Consider the following 16,490-nt stretch of genomic DNA (forward strand, 5'->3'; position numbering starts at 1 on the left):
CGCTCCCACAGGGGACTGCAGTGATATTCAGGGCGGCGCATGTTCATAGGGAGTATTGAATGAAAGCCTGGCGTGGCGTGCTGATCGCCTTGTCGTTCCTGCTGCTCAGTGGCTGTCTGGTGACCTTCAAGGAACCGCTGGCCACCAGTGACCCGGCGCCCAAGGGCTTGCTCGGCAAATGGTCGAGCACCAATGCCTGGGGCGAGCCGATGAACCTTGAGCTGACGCGCCTGGGCAATGACCGCTATCAGGCCGTCACCTACTTCAAGGCCAAGCCCCGTGAACGCGAAGCCTATCCGTTCACCGTGTCGCGCCATGGCAACCGCTGGTATCTGTCGGCGAAAGTCCCGGCGCGGTTTGGCGGCCACTACACCATCGCCGGTTTCGAACTCACCGATAAACACGAACTGGTGGTTTATAACCTCGACCTCGAGCAGATCAACCAGGCGATCAAACAAAAAGCCCTCGACGGTCAGGCCTTCCAGACCGACGATGGCGACGGCGTGCATGTCGACAGTAACCTCGACAAGGTCTTTGCTTACCTCGACGATCCGGCCAATTCCGATGTCTTTGTCGAAGCCGTGCGCTACCAGCGCCAGGCCCGCGCCCAATAATTCACTACGTCAGGTTTTCTACAGGAGTTTCGGGTGGACGATTACCAGCAGTCGATACGCATATTGTCCGACCGCATTGTGCTGGCGCAGACACCGATCCGTGTGCTCGACGCGGTCAAGTGGGACGAGAACATCCGCAAGGGCTTCCTCAAGGCCAAAGGCAAGGAAATGCCGGCGGTGGATCGTGACTACTACCTCAACCGGCCGCTGAGTTTCGATTCGAGCAAGGTCAAACTGGAATTCCAGAACATCGAGCGTGACATCACCCGTCAGCTCGGCCAGTTCAACCCGGTCGGGCAGATCATGCGGCGCATGTGCAAGGAATACCGCATGGTGGTGCGCATGCTCGAAGCGCGCGGCACCGAGGATTTCGGGTTGATCTCGCAAGAGCTGTACGGCGCTGCGTCCGATGCCTTCCACGCCGGTGACCCGACGCTGGCCGACCTCGGCCTGATGATGTCCGACTATCTGAACAACATCGATGGTCGTGGCGACCTCAAGGACGAACCGAAAACCCTCACCGCCAAGGACGCCGTGCACTTGCTGCAAACCCGTCTGAACAAGGTGTTCGGCGAGGCCGAGGAAACCATTCGCGTATTCGAGTCCGACGGCATCGTCGCCGACGCAGCGGCCGGTGCGGATTACATCAAGATCCGTACCGACGCGATGTTCAACGATCGCGACGTGCGTGCGCTGGAAGTCCACGAGGGTCTGGTCCACGTCGGCACCACGCTCAATGGTCTCAATCAGCCGATCTGCACCTTCCTCTCCAAAGGCCCGCCCTCGTCGACGGTGACTCAGGAAGGCCTGGCGATCCTGATGGAAATCATCACTTTTGCCTCCTACCCGAGTCGTCTGCGCAAACTGACCAACCGCACCCGCGCGATTCACATGGTCGAGGAGGGCGCGGACTTCCTGCAGGTGTTCGAGTTCTTCCGCGAACAGGGTTTCGAGATGGCCGAAAGCTACGGCAACGCCAGCCGGGTTTTCCGTGGATCGACGCCGACCGGTCTGCCATTTACCAAAGACTTGTCCTATCTCAAGGGCTTTATCATGGTTTACAACTACATTCAGTTGGCCGTGCGTAAAGGCAAGCTTGAGCAGATTCCGTTGTTGTTCTGCGGCAAGACCACGCTGGAAGACATGCGTACCTTGCGCCAGTTGGTGGATGAAGGATTGGTAGTGCCGCCGAAGTATCTGCCGGACCAGTTCCGCGATTTGAATGCGTTGTCGGCGTGGATGTGCTTCTCCAACTTCCTCAACCATTTGAGCCTGGACCGGATCGAAGCGGATTACTCCAATATCCTTTGAGCAACTGATATTCCCTGTGGGAGCGAGCGTGCTCCGGGCGGCGTTCCGACGAATGCGATTTCACATTCAACATTAATGTTGGCTGACACACCGCTTTCGCGAGCAGGCTCGCTCCCACAGGGTTCTTTATTGCCACAATTATTGTGTTCCAACCCGAATTTTTTGCGAGGTTTCACCGGATGAGAATCCTCGGCATCATCTGCCTGCTCCTGACCCTCGGCGGTTGCAGCTCTTTGTTGTTCTACCCCGAGCCGGGCCAGATTTTCACCCCGGAAAAAGCCAAACTCGAATACCGCACCGTCACGCTGGTCACGGCTGACGGGTTGAAGCTCAACGCCTGGTGGCTGCCGGCCAAACCCGGTGTCGAGGTCAAAGGCACCGTCCTGCATCTGCACGGCAACGGCGGTAATCTGCCGATGCACCTGGGTGGCAGTTGGTGGCTGCCGAAAAATGGCTATCAAGTGCTGCTGGTGGACTATCGCGGCTATGGCTTGTCCGAGGGCGAGCCGAGTTTGCCGGCGATCTATCAGGACATCGACGCCGCGTTCGCCTGGCTCGACAAGTCGCCGGAAGTCAAAGGCAAGCCATTGGTGTTGCTCGGCCAAAGCCTCGGCGGTTCGATGGCGGTGCATTGGCTGGTACAACATCCTGAAAGACAAAAGCAGCTCAAGGCTTTGGTGCTCGACGGCGTGCCCGCCAGCTATCGCAGCGTCGGCCAATACGCCCTCAGTACCTCGTGGCTGACCTGGCCATTTCAGGTGCCGTTGTCGTGGCTGGTGCCGGACGGCGACAGCGCGATCAACTCGATGCCGCAGCTCAACGGCGTGCCGAAACTGATTTTCCACAGCATCGACGATCCGCTGGTACCACTTTCCAACGGCATCCGCCTGTATCAGGCTGCGCCGCCACCGCGCGTGCTGCAACTGACTCGCGGCGGTCATGTGCAGACCTTCGGCGACCCGGTGTGGCGTCAGGTCATGCTGCGCTACCTCGACGATCCCGAGCACTTCAACGGCCTGCGCCGTCTCGGCGAAATCCCCAATTACCCGACCCCCCCGAATTCTGAAGACGAGAGTCCGCAATGACTGAAGAACGTAACGCCATCCCGCTGATCATCACCGGTATCTGCAGCATCCTCGGCACCGTCGGGGCGCTGTGGTACTACGGCTACCTGCACTTTGCCAAACCCGAGGATGCGTTGTTGCTCAATGAATTCACCATGCTCAAGACGGTGCCGGGCGAAGACTACAAAGTCTCGCTCACCCCGGCGCCGCAAGTGGCGCAGTGCATTGATGGCGTGCTGGTGTTGTTCGATACCGAGCAGAAAGGGTTGACCGGTGTGCTGATTAACGCTCAGAAAAAAGCCGTGCGCTGCATGGGCGAAGAGACCCCGCAGAAGCTGCAAGAGTGATTCTGCAGGTTCAGCCCTCACCCTAACCCTCTCCCAGAGGGAGAGGGGACTGACCGAGGTGTTCTTTCGCTATACGCCGACCTGATCCATCGTGTCGAACACAAATTCTGAAAGCACTACAAATCGGCTCCCTCTCCCTCGGGAGAGGGCTGGGGTGAGGGGCCGCGATTTCAGCGCCACAAAAAAAGCCCCGCCTGATCACTCAGACGGGGCTTTTGCGTTACAGCCTGAAGCTTAGTTCGAGCTGACTGCCGAACGTGGCATCACTGGCTGGTTGTCGTTGGAAATGGTCACTTCCACACGACGGTTCATCGCACGGCCGGAAACACTGCCGTTCTCGGCAACCGGGTATTCCTTGCCATAGCCTTGGGTGACGATACGCGCTGGATCAACGCCCATTTTCACCAGCGCGGTGCGCACGGAGTTGGCGCGACGCTCGGACAGCGACTGATTGTGGCTGGCAGTACCGGTGCTGTCGGTGTAGCCCTCGACGATCACTTTGCGATCCGGGTTTTCCTGGAGGAATTGCGCCAGTTTGTTGATGTTCACCAGACCGCTGGATTTCAGGTCGGCACGGTCAGTGGCGAACAGCACGTCACCGAAAGTCACCAGCGTACCGCGATCGGTCTGCTTGGCGTTCAGGCTGTCCTGCAGCTGTTTGATCTGCTGATCACGCGCATCCAGACGCGCCTGGGCACGTTGGGCAGCGGCGTTCTTCAGGTTGTTTTCCGCAGTGCGCAGGGCGATGGTCTGCTTGGCCACTTCCACGCGCTGGTTGGTCAGGTAGGCCAGTTGGTCAACCTTGGCCGCATCTTGCTTGTCCAGATAAGCCTTGTCGGCCTTGTCCAGGTAATCGCTGGCGTCTTTGGTTTCCAGCGCCGCGACTTTGCTCGCCTGTGGGTTGGCTTGCAGGCCGGCGTAGTTGGTGCGCGCCTGTTCCAGGTTCGGGTTCGGCGGGGTAGAGCAGGCAGCCAGAGCGACGCTTGCGGCCAAAAGAGCTGGGATCATCAGTTGCTTACGCATAATTTTCGTCCTTTCTATCGATAAAAGTTTCAGCGTTGCTATCGGGATGCGCGCTTACTGCACAGTGCGCTGACTTTCCTGACGCAGTTCCTGAACACCTTTCTGGGAATCCTTCACGGCTTGTTCGGCCTTGGCTGCCTGAGCCTTGCGTTCGGCGACGCGAGCGTCCCACTCGGCTTGCTCGGACAGGGTGCGAGCCTCGTCATACTTCTTGTCGTGCATGGCGATTTCGGCTTGCTTCAGCTTGTCCTGCGCCTGCTTCATCTCAACCGCAGCGAACTCGGTACCGCCGGCGCTGACTGCGCTGTTCACGGCCGATTGGGTCACGGCGTATTGCTCGGTCGGTGGGTTACCGGCGCAACCGGCCAGTACGAAGCTGGTGCCGATCGCCAGAGCAGCCAGTTTCAGACCGCGCAGGTGGGTAAACGAGGTTTGGTTTTTCATGGTCTTCAACTCCATTAGGCATCTCCTGAATACATCTGAATCCATCCTGGTCGAGGAGCCGCAAGCGACGTGTGAAAGCGCGTTTTTGAAACGCTCGTTCCAGGCGTGGTTACAGGTTCCGACCGGCGGGATTTTTCAAAAGTTCAGAAAAGATGGCCTATCGCCAAAAAATATTTTGACCGAATGGACAAGGCTCTAAAGCGGGAACTTTGGCGGCAGAGAGTGGTACGCGCGGGGTTTCAAGACGCCGAAAGCACATCGATTTTCAGCTTGAAATACCATCCCTGTAGGAGTGAGCCTGCTCGCGATGGCGTTGTATCAGACAACAAAAATGTTGAATGAAAAACTGCTATCGCGAGCAGGCTCACTCCTAGAGTTTGATCTAGGTTGTGTCAGTGTTTTTGCTTGCCGGCAGCCGCCGAGAGGTCATGCAAATGCCGGCGCGACAACGCCAGAAACCGCGGCGTCGGCCCAACATCCTCATACAACGGATCACCTTCCTCGTCCGTCGCCACCACCGTCGAGCCTTTCACGTACGGCAGGCTCGCTTCAAACTCTTCAAGGGCTGCGCCAATCAGTTCGCCGAGCAGCTCTTCGGCATGCCGTTTGGGGTACATCTCGGCAATCGCTGCCAGTCGCGCAGCCGCTTCAACGTCCAGGTGAATCGTGTAGCCAGTGTCGGTCAGGCGACCTTTGGCGTTTTCTTCCCAATGCTGGGCGAGTTCACGAATTTTCATGATGACCTCATTTCGCGCCTGCTCATGGCAGGCCTGGGTGTGTGTCCGGCAGCGCCGGCGGCAAGCCGTTGTACGGCTTACTGTTGAGACTAGCTTTCGCCCACAAGGTTTAACGTCCCTTCGTCGGCTGCTTGTAAGAAGCGGCGTAGAGCGGCACTCTCTAGGTCATGCACTCGTTTCTAAGCCGTCCGGATTACTGCTGGGGAATTGCTGATGACCGATATTGATGCACGCTTGCGCGAAGACGTTCACCTGCTCGGAGAGCTGTTGGGCAACACCATTCGAGACCAGTACGGCGAGGCCTTCCTCGACAAGATCGAGCAGATTCGCAAGGGCGCCAAGGCCGATCGCCGGGGCTCGATGGATGCTGAACTGAGCGCCAGCCTCAATCAATTGAGCGAAGACGAATTGCTCCCGGTGGCGCGGGCGTTCAACCAGTTTCTCAATCTGGCGAACATCGCCGAGCAATATCAGTTGATCCATCGCCGCGAAGAATCGCAGCCGGCGCCGTTCGAATCCCGTGTGCTGCCGGAATTGCTCGCGCGTTTGCGCAATGAAGGCCACAGCGCCGAATCCCTGGCGAGGCAATTGTCGCGACTGGAAATTGAATTGGTGCTGACCGCGCACCCGACCGAAGTGGCGCGGCGCACGCTGATCCAGAAGTACGACGCGATCGCCGGGCAACTCGCTGCGCAGGATCATCGCGACCTGACCAGCGCCGAACGCGAACAGATTCAAAACACCCTGCAACGGCTGATTGCCGAAGCCTGGCACACCGAAGAAATCCGCCGCACGCGCCCGACGCCGGTCGACGAAGCCAAGTGGGGCTTCGCGGTGATCGAGCATTCGCTGTGGCAGGCGATCCCCAACCATATGCGCAAGGCCGACAAGGCCTTGCATGAAGCGACCGGCCTGCGTCTGCCACTGGAAGCGGCGCCGATTCGCTTCGCTTCGTGGATGGGCGGCGACCGTGATGGCAACCCCAACGTCACCGCCGCGGTGACTCGCGAAGTGCTACTGCTGGCGCGCTGGATGGCCGCCGATTTGTACCTGCGCGATGTCGATCATCTTGCGGCTGAACTGTCGATGCAGCAGGCCAGCGATGCCCTCAAAGCCAAGGCTGGCGACAGCGCCGAACCGTATCGTGCGGTGCTCAAACAACTGCGCGAACGCCTGCGCGCGACGCGCAACTGGGCACACGCCGCGCTGACCGCACCGACGCCAGCGCCGTCTGATGTGCTGAGCAACAACCGTGATCTGCTCGATCCGCTGGAGCTGTGCTTCAACTCGCTGCACGAGTGTGGCATGGGTGTGATCGCCGATGGCCCGCTGCTTGATTGCCTGCGTCGTGCGGTGACTTTTGGCCTGTTCCTTGTACGCCTCGATGTGCGGCAGGATTCCTCGCGGCACAGCTCGGCAATGACCGAAATCACTGATTACCTCGGCCTCGGTCGTTATGAAGACTGGGACGAAGAGCAGCGCATCGCTTTCCTCACCCGCGAACTGAGCAACCGTCGGCCATTGCTGCCGGCGCACTTCAAGCCTTCTGCTGATACCGCTGAAGTACTCGACACCTGCAAGGAAATCGCCGCCGCACCGGGCGCTTCGCTCGGCTCCTACGTGATCTCCATGGCCGGCGCTGCTTCCGATGTGCTTGCCGTGCAACTGCTGCTCAAAGAGTCCGGCGTGCTACGGCCGATGCGCGTAGTGCCGCTGTTCGAAACCCTCGCCGACCTCGACAACGCCGGGCCGGTGATGGAGCGCTTGTTGCTGCTGCCGGGCTACCGTGCACGGCTGCAAGGTCCGCAGGAAGTGATGATCGGCTATTCCGACTCGGCCAAGGACGCTGGCACCACGGCGGCGGCCTGGGCGCAATATCGTGCGCAGGAACGCTTGGTGGAAATCTGCCGCGAGCAGCAAGTCGAATTGTTGTTGTTCCATGGTCGCGGCGGCACCGTGGGGCGTGGCGGTGGCCCGGCGCACGCGGCGATTCTGTCGCAGCCGCCGGGATCGGTGGCGGGGCGTTTCCGCACCACCGAGCAGGGCGAAATGATTCGATTCAAATTCGGCCTGCCAGATATCGCCGAGCAAAACCTCAATCTGTACCTGGCGGCGGTGCTTGAAGCGACTTTGCTGCCGCCACCACCGCCGACACCGGAATGGCGCCATCTGATGGATGAATTGGCGGCGGACGGTGTCAGCGCTTATCGCCAGGTGGTGCGGGAAAACCCGCAATTCGTCGAGTACTTCCGCCAGTCCACGCCGGAGCAGGAACTGGGGCGTTTACCGCTCGGTAGTCGCCCGGCCAAGCGTCGCGCGGGCGGCATAGAAAGTCTGCGAGCGATCCCGTGGATTTTTGGCTGGACGCAAACGCGGTTGATGCTGCCAGCGTGGCTGGGTTGGGAGTCGGCGCTGAGCAAAGCACTGGAGCGCGGCGAAGGCGAATTGCTCGGGCAGATGCGTGAACAATGGCCGTTCTTCCGCACTCGTATCGACATGCTCGAAATGGTCTTGGCCAAGGCTGATGCGGATATCGCATTGTCCTACGATCAGCGTCTGGTCGAGCCGGACTTGCTGCCGTTGGGCGCGCAGTTACGCGACCTATTGTCGCAGGCGTGTGCGGTGGTGCTCGGCCTGACTGGCCAGTCGCAGCTGCTGGCACATAGCCCTGACACCCTCGAATTCATCCGTTTGCGCAACACCTACCTCGACCCGCTGCATCTATTGCAGGCCGAATTGCTGGCCCGTTCGCGGCAACAGGAGGTCGAGCAGGGCAGCCCGGTGGAACAGGCGTTGCTGGTGTCTGTGGCGGGGATTGCCGCCGGTTTGCGAAATACCGGCTAACGTTTTTGTCGTGGCGTGCGGCATCGGCAACAAACGTCGGATGCCGCTTTGCCTCACGGCGCAAAGTGCCGCTAGGCGACAGTTAATGATGGGGTTGCGACTTGGGTTACCGCGTCGCAAGGTCGCGGGGGGCTTCGGTTTCTCCGACTTTTGGCGTCTTGTGTGGGCGCAGCCTGCTGTGTATCTTGATCAGCCTTTGGCCGTTTGTGCGGCCACGACCCGTATTTTCAGGATTCGTCCCAAGCGGCGAATCCTTTGTTTTGTAAAAGCTTTTTATAAAAAAATTGAGGAGCACATCTAATGCGCGTCATTCTGCTGGGAGCTCCCGGGGCCGGTAAAGGTACTCAGGCTAAGTTCATCACCGAAAAATTCGGCATTCCACAAATTTCCACCGGCGACATGCTGCGTGCAGCGGTCAAGGCCGGTACTCCACTGGGCGTGCAAGCCAAGAGCATCATGGATGCCGGCGGTCTGGTGTCGGATGACCTGATCATCGCACTGGTTCAGGACCGTATCGCTCAGCCTGACTGCGCCAACGGCTTTCTGTTCGACGGCTTCCCGCGCACCATTCCGCAGGCTGAAGCCCTGGTGACTGCCGGTGTTGAGCTGGATGCCGTGGTTGAAATCGCTGTTGAAGACGAAGAAATCGTTCAACGCATCGCCGGTCGTCGTGTTCACGAAGCCAGCGGCCGCGTTTACCACATCGTCTACAACCCGCCGAAAATTGCGGGCAAAGACGACATCACCGGCGAAGAGCTGGTACAGCGCAAGGACGACACCGAAGAAACCGTGCGTCATCGCCTGTCGGTCTACCATTCGCAGACCAAGCCGCTGGTGGAGTTCTATCAGAACCTGTCCGCGAAAAACGCTGGCAAGCCGAAGTACAGCCACATCCCGGGCGTTGGTTCGGTCGATGCGATCACCGCCAAGGTGCTGGCCGCGCTGAGCTGAAAAGTCTGAACCGCAGCATCATCCACGGCCCGCTTGCGGGCCGTAGTTGTTTATACTGACGCACTTTTTCCCACCCCTGTTTTGGAAACATCGATGAGCACCTTGCTGGCCCTGGACACCGCGACTGAAGCTTGCTCCGTTGCTTTGCTGCATGACGGCAAGGTCACGAGCCATTACGAGGTGATCCCGCGGCTGCACGCGCAGAAGCTGCTGCCGATGATTCAGCAACTGCTGGCCGGCGCCGGCACCACGTTGCAAGCGGTCGATGCGATTGCCTTCGGTCGCGGGCCGGGTGCATTCACCGGGGTGCGGATTGCCATTGGTGTGGTGCAAGGTTTGGCGTTTGCGCTGGATCGTCCGGTGTTGCCGGTGTCCAACCTTGCCGTATTGGCCCAGCGCGCGTTGCGTGAGTACGGTGTGAGCCAGGTTGCGGCGGCCATCGATGCGCGGATGGATGAAGTGTATTGGGGCTGCTACCGCGAGACGGCAGGGGAGATGCGTCTGGTGGGCGCCGAAGCGGTGCTGCCGCCGGAAGTCGCGGCGCTGCCGGCCGATGCCAGTGGCGAGTGGTTCGGTGCCGGCACCGGTTGGGGTTATGCCGAGCGGATCGCGGTCAATCTGAGCGGCTCGGATGCAGGCATGTTGCCCCACGCCGAGGATCTGCTGACTCTGGCGCGCTTCGCTTGGGAGCGTGGCGAATCGATTCCGGCGGATGACGCGCAACCGGTTTACCTGCGCGATAAAGTCGCCACCCCGAAAGCCCGCTAACTCCTAAAAGATCGCAGCCTTCGGCAGCTCCTACATGTGTACCTCTGCAGGAGCTGCCGAAGGCTGCGATCTTTTGATCTTCTGAAGCCAATCGTCAGTTTCTAACCCCTCGCTTTAAACCTTTTGCGCTTTATGTGTTCTAGTTATCACTCGGCGATTTGCTAAGTCGGTCAGGTGCCGCTAAATTGCCATCATCGATACCGAGCATGAAATTATGCGTATAGACGGCCTTTCCTCTCAGTCCTACCCCATCAAGCGCAAGCCTCGTAAAGGCAATGCGGCGCTGGATGAGTCCGTCGACGATATCGACGGCGAGCTGGAATTTCCGACTGAAGAGCAAATGGCTGCCCGCGCTGCTGCCAAAGCCGCCGCGCAACGCCTGAGCAATCTGCCCGCCCGTCAACAAGACATGATTTACCACCGTGCGATGAAAAAGAGCGTAGCCATGGCCCTGGCCAGCTACCTGAGCACCGCCGGGTTTGTCGATTGGGATGCAGACGTGCTGGGCCTCGATCTGTACATCTGATGGATCTGCCTTACTACCTCGGTTGCCCGTCCTGGAGCGAAAATGCCTGGCGCGAGTATCTGTACCCGGTAGACGCCAAAACCGCCGATTTCCTCGGTCTCTATTCGCAAGTGTTCAACGCCGTTGAAGGCAACACGACCTTCTACGCTAGCCCGTCGCCGGCCACCGTGCAGCGTTGGGCCGAGGTGATGCCCGAACACTTTCGCTTCACCGCCAAATTTCCCGGCGACATCAGCCACAGCGGTGATCTGCGCGAGCAACTGACCGCCGCCGATACCTTCCTGCAATTACTCAAACCCCTCGGCCAGCGTGTCTCGCCGCTGTGGTTGCAACTGTCGAAAAGCTTTACGCCGCATCGCCTGCCGGAACTGGCAGCGTTCATCGATGCGCTGGATTGCCCGTTGGCGGTGGAAGTGCGGCATGAACAGTTCTTCGCCAAGGGCGAGAGCGAACGCCTGCTGAATCGCCTGCTGCTGGATCGTGGTGTCGAGCGCATTTGCCTTGATCCGCGTGCGCTGTTCAGCTGCCTGTCGACCGAGTCTTCGGTGATTCACGCGCAATCGAAAAAGCCGCGAGTGCCGACACGCCCGGCGGCATTTACGCAATTTCCGCAGGTGCGCTTCATTGGCCATCCAGAGCTTGAGGCCAACGACCCGTTTCTGCTGCCGTGGGTGGCTAAAATCGCCGAGTGGATCGAAGAGGGGCGCACGCCGTACATCTTCCTGCACACCGCCGACAACCTGTTGGCGGCAAAACTGGCGCAACGTTTTCACACGCAACTGATGCAACGTTTGCCTGGCCTGCCAGCGCTGCCTGAGCTATACAGAGAACCCGCCGCCGAGCAACTTGACCTGCTCTGAGGCGGATTTTTATCCTGCCAGGGAGCCTGCCGATGGACGCCTCAGCCCTTCAAGAACAAACCCGTAAAGCCCACGCCTTCAAAGTCCTGCATGAGCGTCCGGGGATTTTTGTCATTCCCAATCCGTGGGATGCAGGTTCGGCGAAAATGCTCGCCAGCCTGGGGTATCAGGCCTTGGCGACCACCAGCGCCGGGTATGCGTTTTCCCAAGGCAAGGCTGACGGTGCCTTGAGCCTTGATGAGACCTTGGCCAATGTCCGCGCAATCGTCGCCGCGACGGATCTGCCGGTGGCGGTGGATCTGGAAAACGGTTTTTCCGATGACCCGGCCGAAGCCGCGAAAAGCCTGCTTCGCGCAGCCGAGGCGGGCGCGGTGGGTGGCTCGATCGAAGACGCCACAGGCCGCGCGGATGCGCCGATCTATTGTTTCGAACACGCCGTGGCGCGCATCGAAGCCGCTGTTGCTGCGGTGCGCACGCTACCATTTCCCTTCATTCTCACCGCGCGTGCGGAAAACTATCTGCACGGTAATCCCGACATCAACGACACCATCCGCCGCTTGCAGGCCTTCGCCGAAGCAGGCGCCGACGTGCTGTACGCGCCAGGTTTGCGCAACGCCGAAGAAGTGCTGGCGGTGGTGCGCGCGGTGGCGCCGAAACCAGTCAACGTGCTGATGTCTGGCGGCTTGAAACTGACCGTGCAGGAGCTGGAGGAAATGGGCGTGCGCCGCATCAGTACCGGTTCGGCGCTGGCGTTGGCGGCGTTCGGCGAATTTTTTCGCGCCGCTGAAGAGATCCAGCAATCGGGCACGTTCGGCTTTACCTCGCAGTCGATGCCGTACGCCAAGGCCAATCAGTTCTTCAAGGGTTGAGCATGGGGCGATGGATTGCGCTAAGCGTCCTGTTGATCATCGGCGGCGCGTTGATCAGTGTCTGGCGCGGTTGGCTGGACGTGCCGCCAGAATGGAATCCATGGGCGCCGCTGGATGTGCAAGCCGCGCCCAACTGGCTGACCGGTTACAAGCTGATGCGCTTGCGCAGTGATCCTGAGCTCTGCGCCCAGGCGTTAAGCAGTTCCGATCTGCGCGTCACACGTCAATCCGACAGTCCTGACGCCAAGTGCCCACTGATCGGTGCATTACGCGTACAGGGCGGTGAGGTGGCGCTGAGCAGTAGCTTCCTCGCCAGTTGCCCGTTGGCGGTGGCTTACGCGATGTTTGAACACCACACGCTGCAACCCACCGCGCAGTCTGTTTACGGGCAAAAGGTCGCGCGTGTCGATCACCTCGGCAGCTTCGCCTGTCGCAATGTCTACAACCGCGAAAGCGGCGCGCTCAGCCGTCACGCCAGCGCCGATGCATTGGACATCGCCGGGTTTCGTCTGGCCGATGGCCGCACGGTCAGCGTGCTCAAGGACTGGCCGAAGCAAAATCAGGACGCGCAGTTTCTCCGTCAGGTGCGCGACGGCGCCTGCGAGGCGTTCAGTGTGGTGTTGAGTCCGGATTACAACGCCGCCCATCGCAATCACTTTCATGTCGATGTCGGGCGCTGGAGCGTGTGTCGCTGAGGTTTAGGCGGCGAGGCGCAGGTTCTGCAGAACGATCGGGCGCGCCCAGCCATTATCGAAGTCCAGCGCCTTCTGTTGCTCGACGATTTCTTCTGGCGGGAACGGCGGGTAAGGCTTCTGCATCAGGTCGAGGTCGAACTCGGCAATCGGCAGGTACAGCGGTTTCTTCTGCGGGGCCGGGCCAGGCTCTGGAACAGGCTGACCATTGTTGATCACCACCGGACGCACCCAGCTGCTGTCGAAATCCTGTTGCTCTTGCTGAGCCTTGAGTTCTTCAGGTGGGAAAGGAGGGAATGGCTTGTCCAGCAGGTCCATTTCGAATTCGGCGATCGGCAGGAACAATGGCTCCGGCGGACGCACTTCAGTTTCGACCACATCGCACTCACGCTGACTGACGATGTGCGCGTGCAACTCGCTGCCGATGGTCGGTTCTTCCGGGCTGCTCAGGTCAACCGGCGGAAACGTACCGCAGGCAGGCACCACTTCACTCGTCTGTTCGGCCAGCGCCTGGGCAAAGAAATCCTGCCACAGGTGACTGACGCCGCTCAGTGCTTGAGTGTTGTGACGGCTAAAGTCGCCATGGGGCGAGATGTAGCCAATCGATGTGGGAAGAATGCCTGACATTTTTTTCGGTTGACGCTCAGCTCTGGCAAAATGCGCGTTGAATGAGTTATCGGCGGTTTTTGCCGATCCTTGAATTTTTGAGCGTGTTTTCCATGATTGAGCAACCCGCGGCCTGCCGCATCCATGTTCAGGCCCTCGGCCCGACGTTTGACGCGCAAGCCGAGCAGTGGGCCGAGCGTTTGGGCCTGCCGCTTGAAGTGGCGGACGGCGAATTTGCCTTGCAGGTCGGCGAGCAGGGTTTGCAGCTGCAACAGCTCGGCCCGGACGCACCGGGGCCGGTGCGCGTCGACTTCGTTGAAGGCGGCGCGGCGCATCGGCGTTTATACGGGGGCGGCAGCGGGCAGATGATCGCCAAGGCTGTCGGCATTGCTCAAGGCGTGCGCCCGCGGGTGCTGGATGCCACGGCGGGGTTGGGCAAGGATGCGTTCGTGCTGGCCAGTCTGGGTTGCGAGATGAGTCTGATCGAGCGCCAGCCGCTGATCGGGGCGTTGCTGGAGGATGGCCTGGCACGCGCTGCGGAAGATTTCGATGTCGCGCCGATCGTGGCGCGAATGAAATTGCTCAAGGGCAATTCCATCGAAGTCATGCGGAACTGGGAAGGTGAGCCGCCGCAGGTGATTTATCTCGACCCGATGTTTCCGCATCGCGAGAAGACCGCGCTGGTGAAGAAGGAAATGCGTCTGTTCCGGCCGCTGGTGGGCGATGATCCGGATGCGCCGGCGTTGTTGCAGGCGGCGCTGGCCTTGGCGACGCACCGGGTAGTGGTCAAGCGACCGCGCAAGGCGCCGTGCATTGAGGGGCCGAAGCCGAGTCATGCGCTGGATGGCAAATCGAGCCGCTATGACATCTATCCGAAGAAAGCGCTAAAACCCTAAGACCGAGTCGCTGCTATTCGCGAGCAGGCTCGCTCCCACCTTGGAATGCATTTCAACTGTGGGAGCGAGCCTGCTCGCGAAGGCGTCCCCCCAGACACCACAGAATCAGGGGCGATAGGCGCGCATAAACAAAGCCACCACTTCCTCGATATGGCTCTCTGCAGCCTCTTCGCTCAACGGCTCCCCACAGCCATACAACAGCCGGAAATTTCCCGCGCCCTTGATCAGGCAAAAGAAATGCTCGGCGGCATTGCGCGGCAGATCGATGCTCAGCACGCCCGTCTCGTGGATGCGCGTCAACAGCCGCTCCATGCCCTGCACCATGCGCTGCGGGCCGGCCTCGAAGAAGATCAGTGACAGCTTCGGGTCCTGACTGCCCAGCGCCATGATCAAGCGGTGCAAGTTCACCGATTCATCGCTGTTGATCAGGTGATGAAAGCCTCGCGCAATGTTCAGTAACACATTTTCCACGGCGATGCCTTCAGGCAATTCGAAGAACAGTGGCGGTAATTGCTCTTCGCATTTGGCCACCACGGCGGCGGAGAACAGCGTCTCCTTGTCGTTGAAATGGCTGTAGACCGTCAGCTTCGACACGCCGGCCTCGCTGGCGACCGCGTCCATGCTGGTGTTGGCGTAGCCATGACTCAGAAACAGAATTTTCGCCGCGTCGAGGATGGCCTGGCGCTTGGCCAGATCCTTGGGGCGGCCCGGACCGTTTGGAGCTGAAAGATTGTTCGACATTCTTCGCTTTTAATACTGGACTGGTGAGTTTGCTATTAATACCATACCCGCCAGTATAATTATTCCAAGCACCATTAGCGAAAGGTCCGTCACCATGTTCCGCCATGCGTTGTCCCTCGCGTTGCCAGTGAGTCTGGCGTTCCTTTTGTCAGCGTGTGGTCAGGAAGAGGCGACGCAAGTCACCGTGCGACCGGCCATGGTGGTGCAGCCAGAGCCTTCGGCGCAGGCGATGGAAAGTTATCCGGGCGAGGTTCGCGCTCGCTACGAACCCGATCTGGCCTTCCGCATTGGCGGCAAAGTCAGCCGACGACTGGTCGATGAGGGCCAGCGGGTGAAGGCTGATCAGCCACTCGCCGAGCTCGATCCGCAGGACGTGCGCCTGCAACTGGAAGCCACCCGCGCCCAGGTCGCCGCCGCCGAAGCCAATCTCAATCTGGTGCGTGCCGAGCGCGATCGCTACAAGACCCTGATGGATCGGCAGATGGTCAGCCGCTCGGCTTACGACAATGCCGAAAATCTTTACCGCTCCGGTGAAGCCCGCCTCAAACAAATCAAAGCCGAATTCAACGTATCGACCAATCAGGCCAGTTACGCCGTGCTGCGTGCGCCGCAGGATGGCGTGGTGGCCAAGCGTTCGGTCGAGGTGGGGCAGGTGGTTGCCGCCGGGCAAACCGTATTCACCTTGGCCACTGATGGCGAGCGCGAAGTGTTGATCAGCCTGCCGGAGCAGAGCTTCGGGCGCTTCAAGGTCGGTCAGCCAGTGACGGTTGAATTGTGGACGCAGCAAAACCAGCGATTTGCCGGGCAGATCCGCGAACTGTCGCCCGCCGCCGATCCACGCTCACGCACCTTTGCTGCACGTATTTCCTTCACCGGCGGCAAAGTCCCGGCCGAACTGGGCCAGAGCGCCCGGGTGTTTGTGCAATCGGCTGACAGCGTTTCCCTGTCGGTGCCGCTCTCGGCACTCACCGCGGAAAACGGCGCGACCTACGTGTGGGTCGTCAACGGCAACAACACCTTGAAGAAAACCCCGGTGCGCATCGGCCCGTTCGGCGAGAAAAGCGTACCGGTGCTCGAAGGCTTGAACGCCAGCGACTGGGTGGTGGCCGCCGGTGTGCATGTGTTGCTTGAAGGGCAGCAGGTGCGTCCGGTGGATCGCTCCAACCGTGTGGTCAATCTGGCGGACAAGGAGTAAGC

18 protein-coding genes are annotated in these 16,490 nt (G+C 60.0%); 13 read left to right on the top strand and 5 right to left on the bottom strand.

All coding sequences use genetic code 11. The annotated features are described in order from the left end of the window. Nucleotides 1-59: 59 nt before the first annotated feature. From CCX46_RS05530 to CCX46_RS05545, 4 genes are all read left to right on the top strand, one after another. Nucleotides 60-614 carry a hypothetical protein gene (locus CCX46_RS05530; RefSeq protein WP_127925977.1) on the top strand — a complete coding sequence of 185 codons (555 nt, stop codon included), beginning with the start codon at nucleotides 60-62 and terminating at the stop codon, nucleotides 612-614. A gap of 33 nt (nucleotides 615-647) precedes the next feature. Beyond that, on the top strand, nucleotides 648-1,925 hold the full coding sequence (locus CCX46_RS05535) for a flavohemoglobin expression-modulating QEGLA motif protein (protein ID WP_127925978.1): 1,278 nt from the start codon (nucleotides 648-650) through the stop codon (nucleotides 1,923-1,925). Nucleotides 1,926-2,104: 179 nt separating this feature from the next. After that, entirely contained in the window at nucleotides 2,105-3,010 is a 906-nt protein-coding gene (locus CCX46_RS05540) for an alpha/beta hydrolase (protein ID WP_127925979.1), read from the top strand. Further along, complete coding sequence (locus CCX46_RS05545) at nucleotides 3,007-3,336, top strand: hypothetical protein (protein ID WP_127925980.1); 330 nt, start codon at nucleotides 3,007-3,009, stop codon at nucleotides 3,334-3,336. The genes CCX46_RS05540 and CCX46_RS05545 overlap by 4 nt, the downstream gene beginning before the upstream one ends. Nucleotides 3,337-3,570: 234 nt before the next feature. Here the strand turns inward: CCX46_RS05545 and CCX46_RS05550 are convergent, their stop codons facing one another. From CCX46_RS05550 to CCX46_RS05565, 3 genes are all read right to left on the bottom strand, one after another. Further along, the gene (locus CCX46_RS05550) at nucleotides 3,571-4,359 is read right to left on the bottom strand and encodes an OmpA family protein (RefSeq protein ID WP_038357819.1); all 789 of its coding nucleotides are present in this window, start codon (nucleotides 4,357-4,359) and stop codon (nucleotides 3,571-3,573) included. A gap of 54 nt (nucleotides 4,360-4,413) precedes the next feature. Continuing rightward, nucleotides 4,414-4,818, bottom strand: coding sequence for a DUF4398 domain-containing protein (locus tag CCX46_RS05555; protein WP_034154861.1), 405 nt, complete (start codon nucleotides 4,816-4,818; stop codon nucleotides 4,414-4,416). Between the two features lie 377 nt (nucleotides 4,819-5,195). Beyond that, nucleotides 5,196-5,540 carry a hypothetical protein gene (locus CCX46_RS05565; protein ID WP_008078374.1) on the bottom strand — a complete coding sequence of 115 codons (345 nt, stop codon included), beginning with the start codon at nucleotides 5,538-5,540 and terminating at the stop codon, nucleotides 5,196-5,198. 213 nt (nucleotides 5,541-5,753) lie between these two features. On the opposite strand from CCX46_RS05565, the gene ppc reads away from it, so the two are divergent. The 7 genes from ppc (at nucleotide 5,754) to CCX46_RS05600 (ending at nucleotide 13,053) form a co-directional block, all read left to right on the top strand. After that, nucleotides 5,754-8,384: a phosphoenolpyruvate carboxylase gene (gene ppc, locus CCX46_RS05570; RefSeq protein ID WP_127925981.1), complete on the top strand. Its 2,631-nt coding sequence runs from the start codon at nucleotides 5,754-5,756 to the stop codon at nucleotides 8,382-8,384. Between the two features lie 300 nt (nucleotides 8,385-8,684). Next, complete coding sequence (adk, locus tag CCX46_RS05575) at nucleotides 8,685-9,335, top strand: adenylate kinase (protein WP_034154864.1); 651 nt, start codon at nucleotides 8,685-8,687, stop codon at nucleotides 9,333-9,335. A gap of 93 nt (nucleotides 9,336-9,428) precedes the next feature. Then, nucleotides 9,429-10,103: a tRNA (adenosine(37)-N6)-threonylcarbamoyltransferase complex dimerization subunit type 1 TsaB gene (gene tsaB / locus CCX46_RS05580; protein ID WP_127925982.1), complete on the top strand. Its 675-nt coding sequence runs from the start codon at nucleotides 9,429-9,431 to the stop codon at nucleotides 10,101-10,103. A gap of 214 nt (nucleotides 10,104-10,317) precedes the next feature. Further along, entirely contained in the window at nucleotides 10,318-10,629 is a 312-nt protein-coding gene (locus tag CCX46_RS05585) for a hypothetical protein (RefSeq protein ID WP_127925983.1), read from the top strand. Beyond that, nucleotides 10,629-11,489, top strand: coding sequence for a DUF72 domain-containing protein (locus CCX46_RS05590; protein ID WP_127925984.1), 861 nt, complete (start codon nucleotides 10,629-10,631; stop codon nucleotides 11,487-11,489). The genes CCX46_RS05585 and CCX46_RS05590 overlap by 1 nt, the downstream gene beginning before the upstream one ends. A gap of 32 nt (nucleotides 11,490-11,521) precedes the next feature. Then, entirely contained in the window at nucleotides 11,522-12,358 is an 837-nt protein-coding gene (locus CCX46_RS05595) for an isocitrate lyase/PEP mutase family protein (protein ID WP_127925985.1), read from the top strand. 2 nt (nucleotides 12,359-12,360) lie between these two features. Next, the gene (locus CCX46_RS05600) at nucleotides 12,361-13,053 is read left to right on the top strand and encodes an extensin-like domain-containing protein (protein ID WP_127925986.1); all 693 of its coding nucleotides are present in this window, start codon (nucleotides 12,361-12,363) and stop codon (nucleotides 13,051-13,053) included. A gap of 3 nt (nucleotides 13,054-13,056) precedes the next feature. Here CCX46_RS05600 and CCX46_RS05605 read toward each other — a convergent pair whose 3' ends face one another. Continuing rightward, on the bottom strand, nucleotides 13,057-13,677 hold the full coding sequence (locus tag CCX46_RS05605; protein ID WP_127925987.1) for an energy transducer TonB: 621 nt from the start codon (nucleotides 13,675-13,677) through the stop codon (nucleotides 13,057-13,059). Between the two features lie 92 nt (nucleotides 13,678-13,769). On the opposite strand from CCX46_RS05605, the gene CCX46_RS05610 reads away from it, so the two are divergent. Then, nucleotides 13,770-14,552 carry a class I SAM-dependent methyltransferase gene (locus CCX46_RS05610; protein WP_127925988.1) on the top strand — a complete coding sequence of 261 codons (783 nt, stop codon included), beginning with the start codon at nucleotides 13,770-13,772 and terminating at the stop codon, nucleotides 14,550-14,552. A gap of 105 nt (nucleotides 14,553-14,657) precedes the next feature. Here CCX46_RS05610 and CCX46_RS05615 read toward each other — a convergent pair whose 3' ends face one another. After that, nucleotides 14,658-15,293 (bottom strand): TetR/AcrR family transcriptional regulator, encoded by a 636-nt coding sequence (locus tag CCX46_RS05615; protein WP_127925989.1) that lies wholly within the window; start codon nucleotides 15,291-15,293, stop codon nucleotides 14,658-14,660. Nucleotides 15,294-15,387: 94 nt separating this feature from the next. Here CCX46_RS05615 and CCX46_RS05620 point away from each other — a divergent pair, with 94 nt between their 5' ends. Continuing rightward, nucleotides 15,388-16,488, top strand: coding sequence for an efflux RND transporter periplasmic adaptor subunit (locus tag CCX46_RS05620; protein WP_123594900.1), 1,101 nt, complete (start codon nucleotides 15,388-15,390; stop codon nucleotides 16,486-16,488). Nucleotides 16,489-16,490 lie beyond the last annotated feature (2 nt).

Origin of the sequence: Pseudomonas sp. RU47 (assembly GCF_004011755.1) — a bacterium.
GTDB lineage: Bacteria > Pseudomonadota > Gammaproteobacteria > Pseudomonadales > Pseudomonadaceae > Aquipseudomonas.

What these genes read in the sequence shown, in the direction of transcription:
- CCX46_RS05600 (WP_127925986.1), top strand. Translation starts at nt 12,361, where the DNA reads ATGGGGCGATGGATTGCGCTAAGCGTCCTGTTGATCATCGGCGGCGCG.
- CCX46_RS05565 (WP_008078374.1), bottom strand. Translation starts at nt 5,540, where the DNA reads ATGAAAATTCGTGAACTCGCCCAGCATTGGGAAGAAAACGCCAAAGGT.
- CCX46_RS05610 (WP_127925988.1), top strand. Translation starts at nt 13,770, where the DNA reads ATGATTGAGCAACCCGCGGCCTGCCGCATCCATGTTCAGGCCCTCGGC.
- CCX46_RS05595 (WP_127925985.1), top strand. Translation starts at nt 11,522, where the DNA reads ATGGACGCCTCAGCCCTTCAAGAACAAACCCGTAAAGCCCACGCCTTC.
- CCX46_RS05620 (WP_123594900.1), top strand. Translation starts at nt 15,388, where the DNA reads ATGTTCCGCCATGCGTTGTCCCTCGCGTTGCCAGTGAGTCTGGCGTTC.
- CCX46_RS05550 (WP_038357819.1), bottom strand. Translation starts at nt 4,359, where the DNA reads ATGCGTAAGCAACTGATGATCCCAGCTCTTTTGGCCGCAAGCGTCGCT.
- adk (WP_034154864.1), top strand. Translation starts at nt 8,685, where the DNA reads ATGCGCGTCATTCTGCTGGGAGCTCCCGGGGCCGGTAAAGGTACTCAG.
- tsaB (WP_127925982.1), top strand. Translation starts at nt 9,429, where the DNA reads ATGAGCACCTTGCTGGCCCTGGACACCGCGACTGAAGCTTGCTCCGTT.
- CCX46_RS05530 (WP_127925977.1), top strand. Translation starts at nt 60, where the DNA reads ATGAAAGCCTGGCGTGGCGTGCTGATCGCCTTGTCGTTCCTGCTGCTC.
- ppc (WP_127925981.1), top strand. Translation starts at nt 5,754, where the DNA reads ATGACCGATATTGATGCACGCTTGCGCGAAGACGTTCACCTGCTCGGA.
- CCX46_RS05615 (WP_127925989.1), bottom strand. Translation starts at nt 15,293, where the DNA reads ATGTCGAACAATCTTTCAGCTCCAAACGGTCCGGGCCGCCCCAAGGAT.
- CCX46_RS05590 (WP_127925984.1), top strand. Translation starts at nt 10,629, where the DNA reads ATGGATCTGCCTTACTACCTCGGTTGCCCGTCCTGGAGCGAAAATGCC.
- CCX46_RS05605 (WP_127925987.1), bottom strand. Translation starts at nt 13,677, where the DNA reads ATGTCAGGCATTCTTCCCACATCGATTGGCTACATCTCGCCCCATGGC.
- CCX46_RS05555 (WP_034154861.1), bottom strand. Translation starts at nt 4,818, where the DNA reads ATGGAGTTGAAGACCATGAAAAACCAAACCTCGTTTACCCACCTGCGC.
- CCX46_RS05585 (WP_127925983.1), top strand. Translation starts at nt 10,318, where the DNA reads ATGCGTATAGACGGCCTTTCCTCTCAGTCCTACCCCATCAAGCGCAAG.
- CCX46_RS05545 (WP_127925980.1), top strand. Translation starts at nt 3,007, where the DNA reads ATGACTGAAGAACGTAACGCCATCCCGCTGATCATCACCGGTATCTGC.
- CCX46_RS05540 (WP_127925979.1), top strand. Translation starts at nt 2,105, where the DNA reads ATGAGAATCCTCGGCATCATCTGCCTGCTCCTGACCCTCGGCGGTTGC.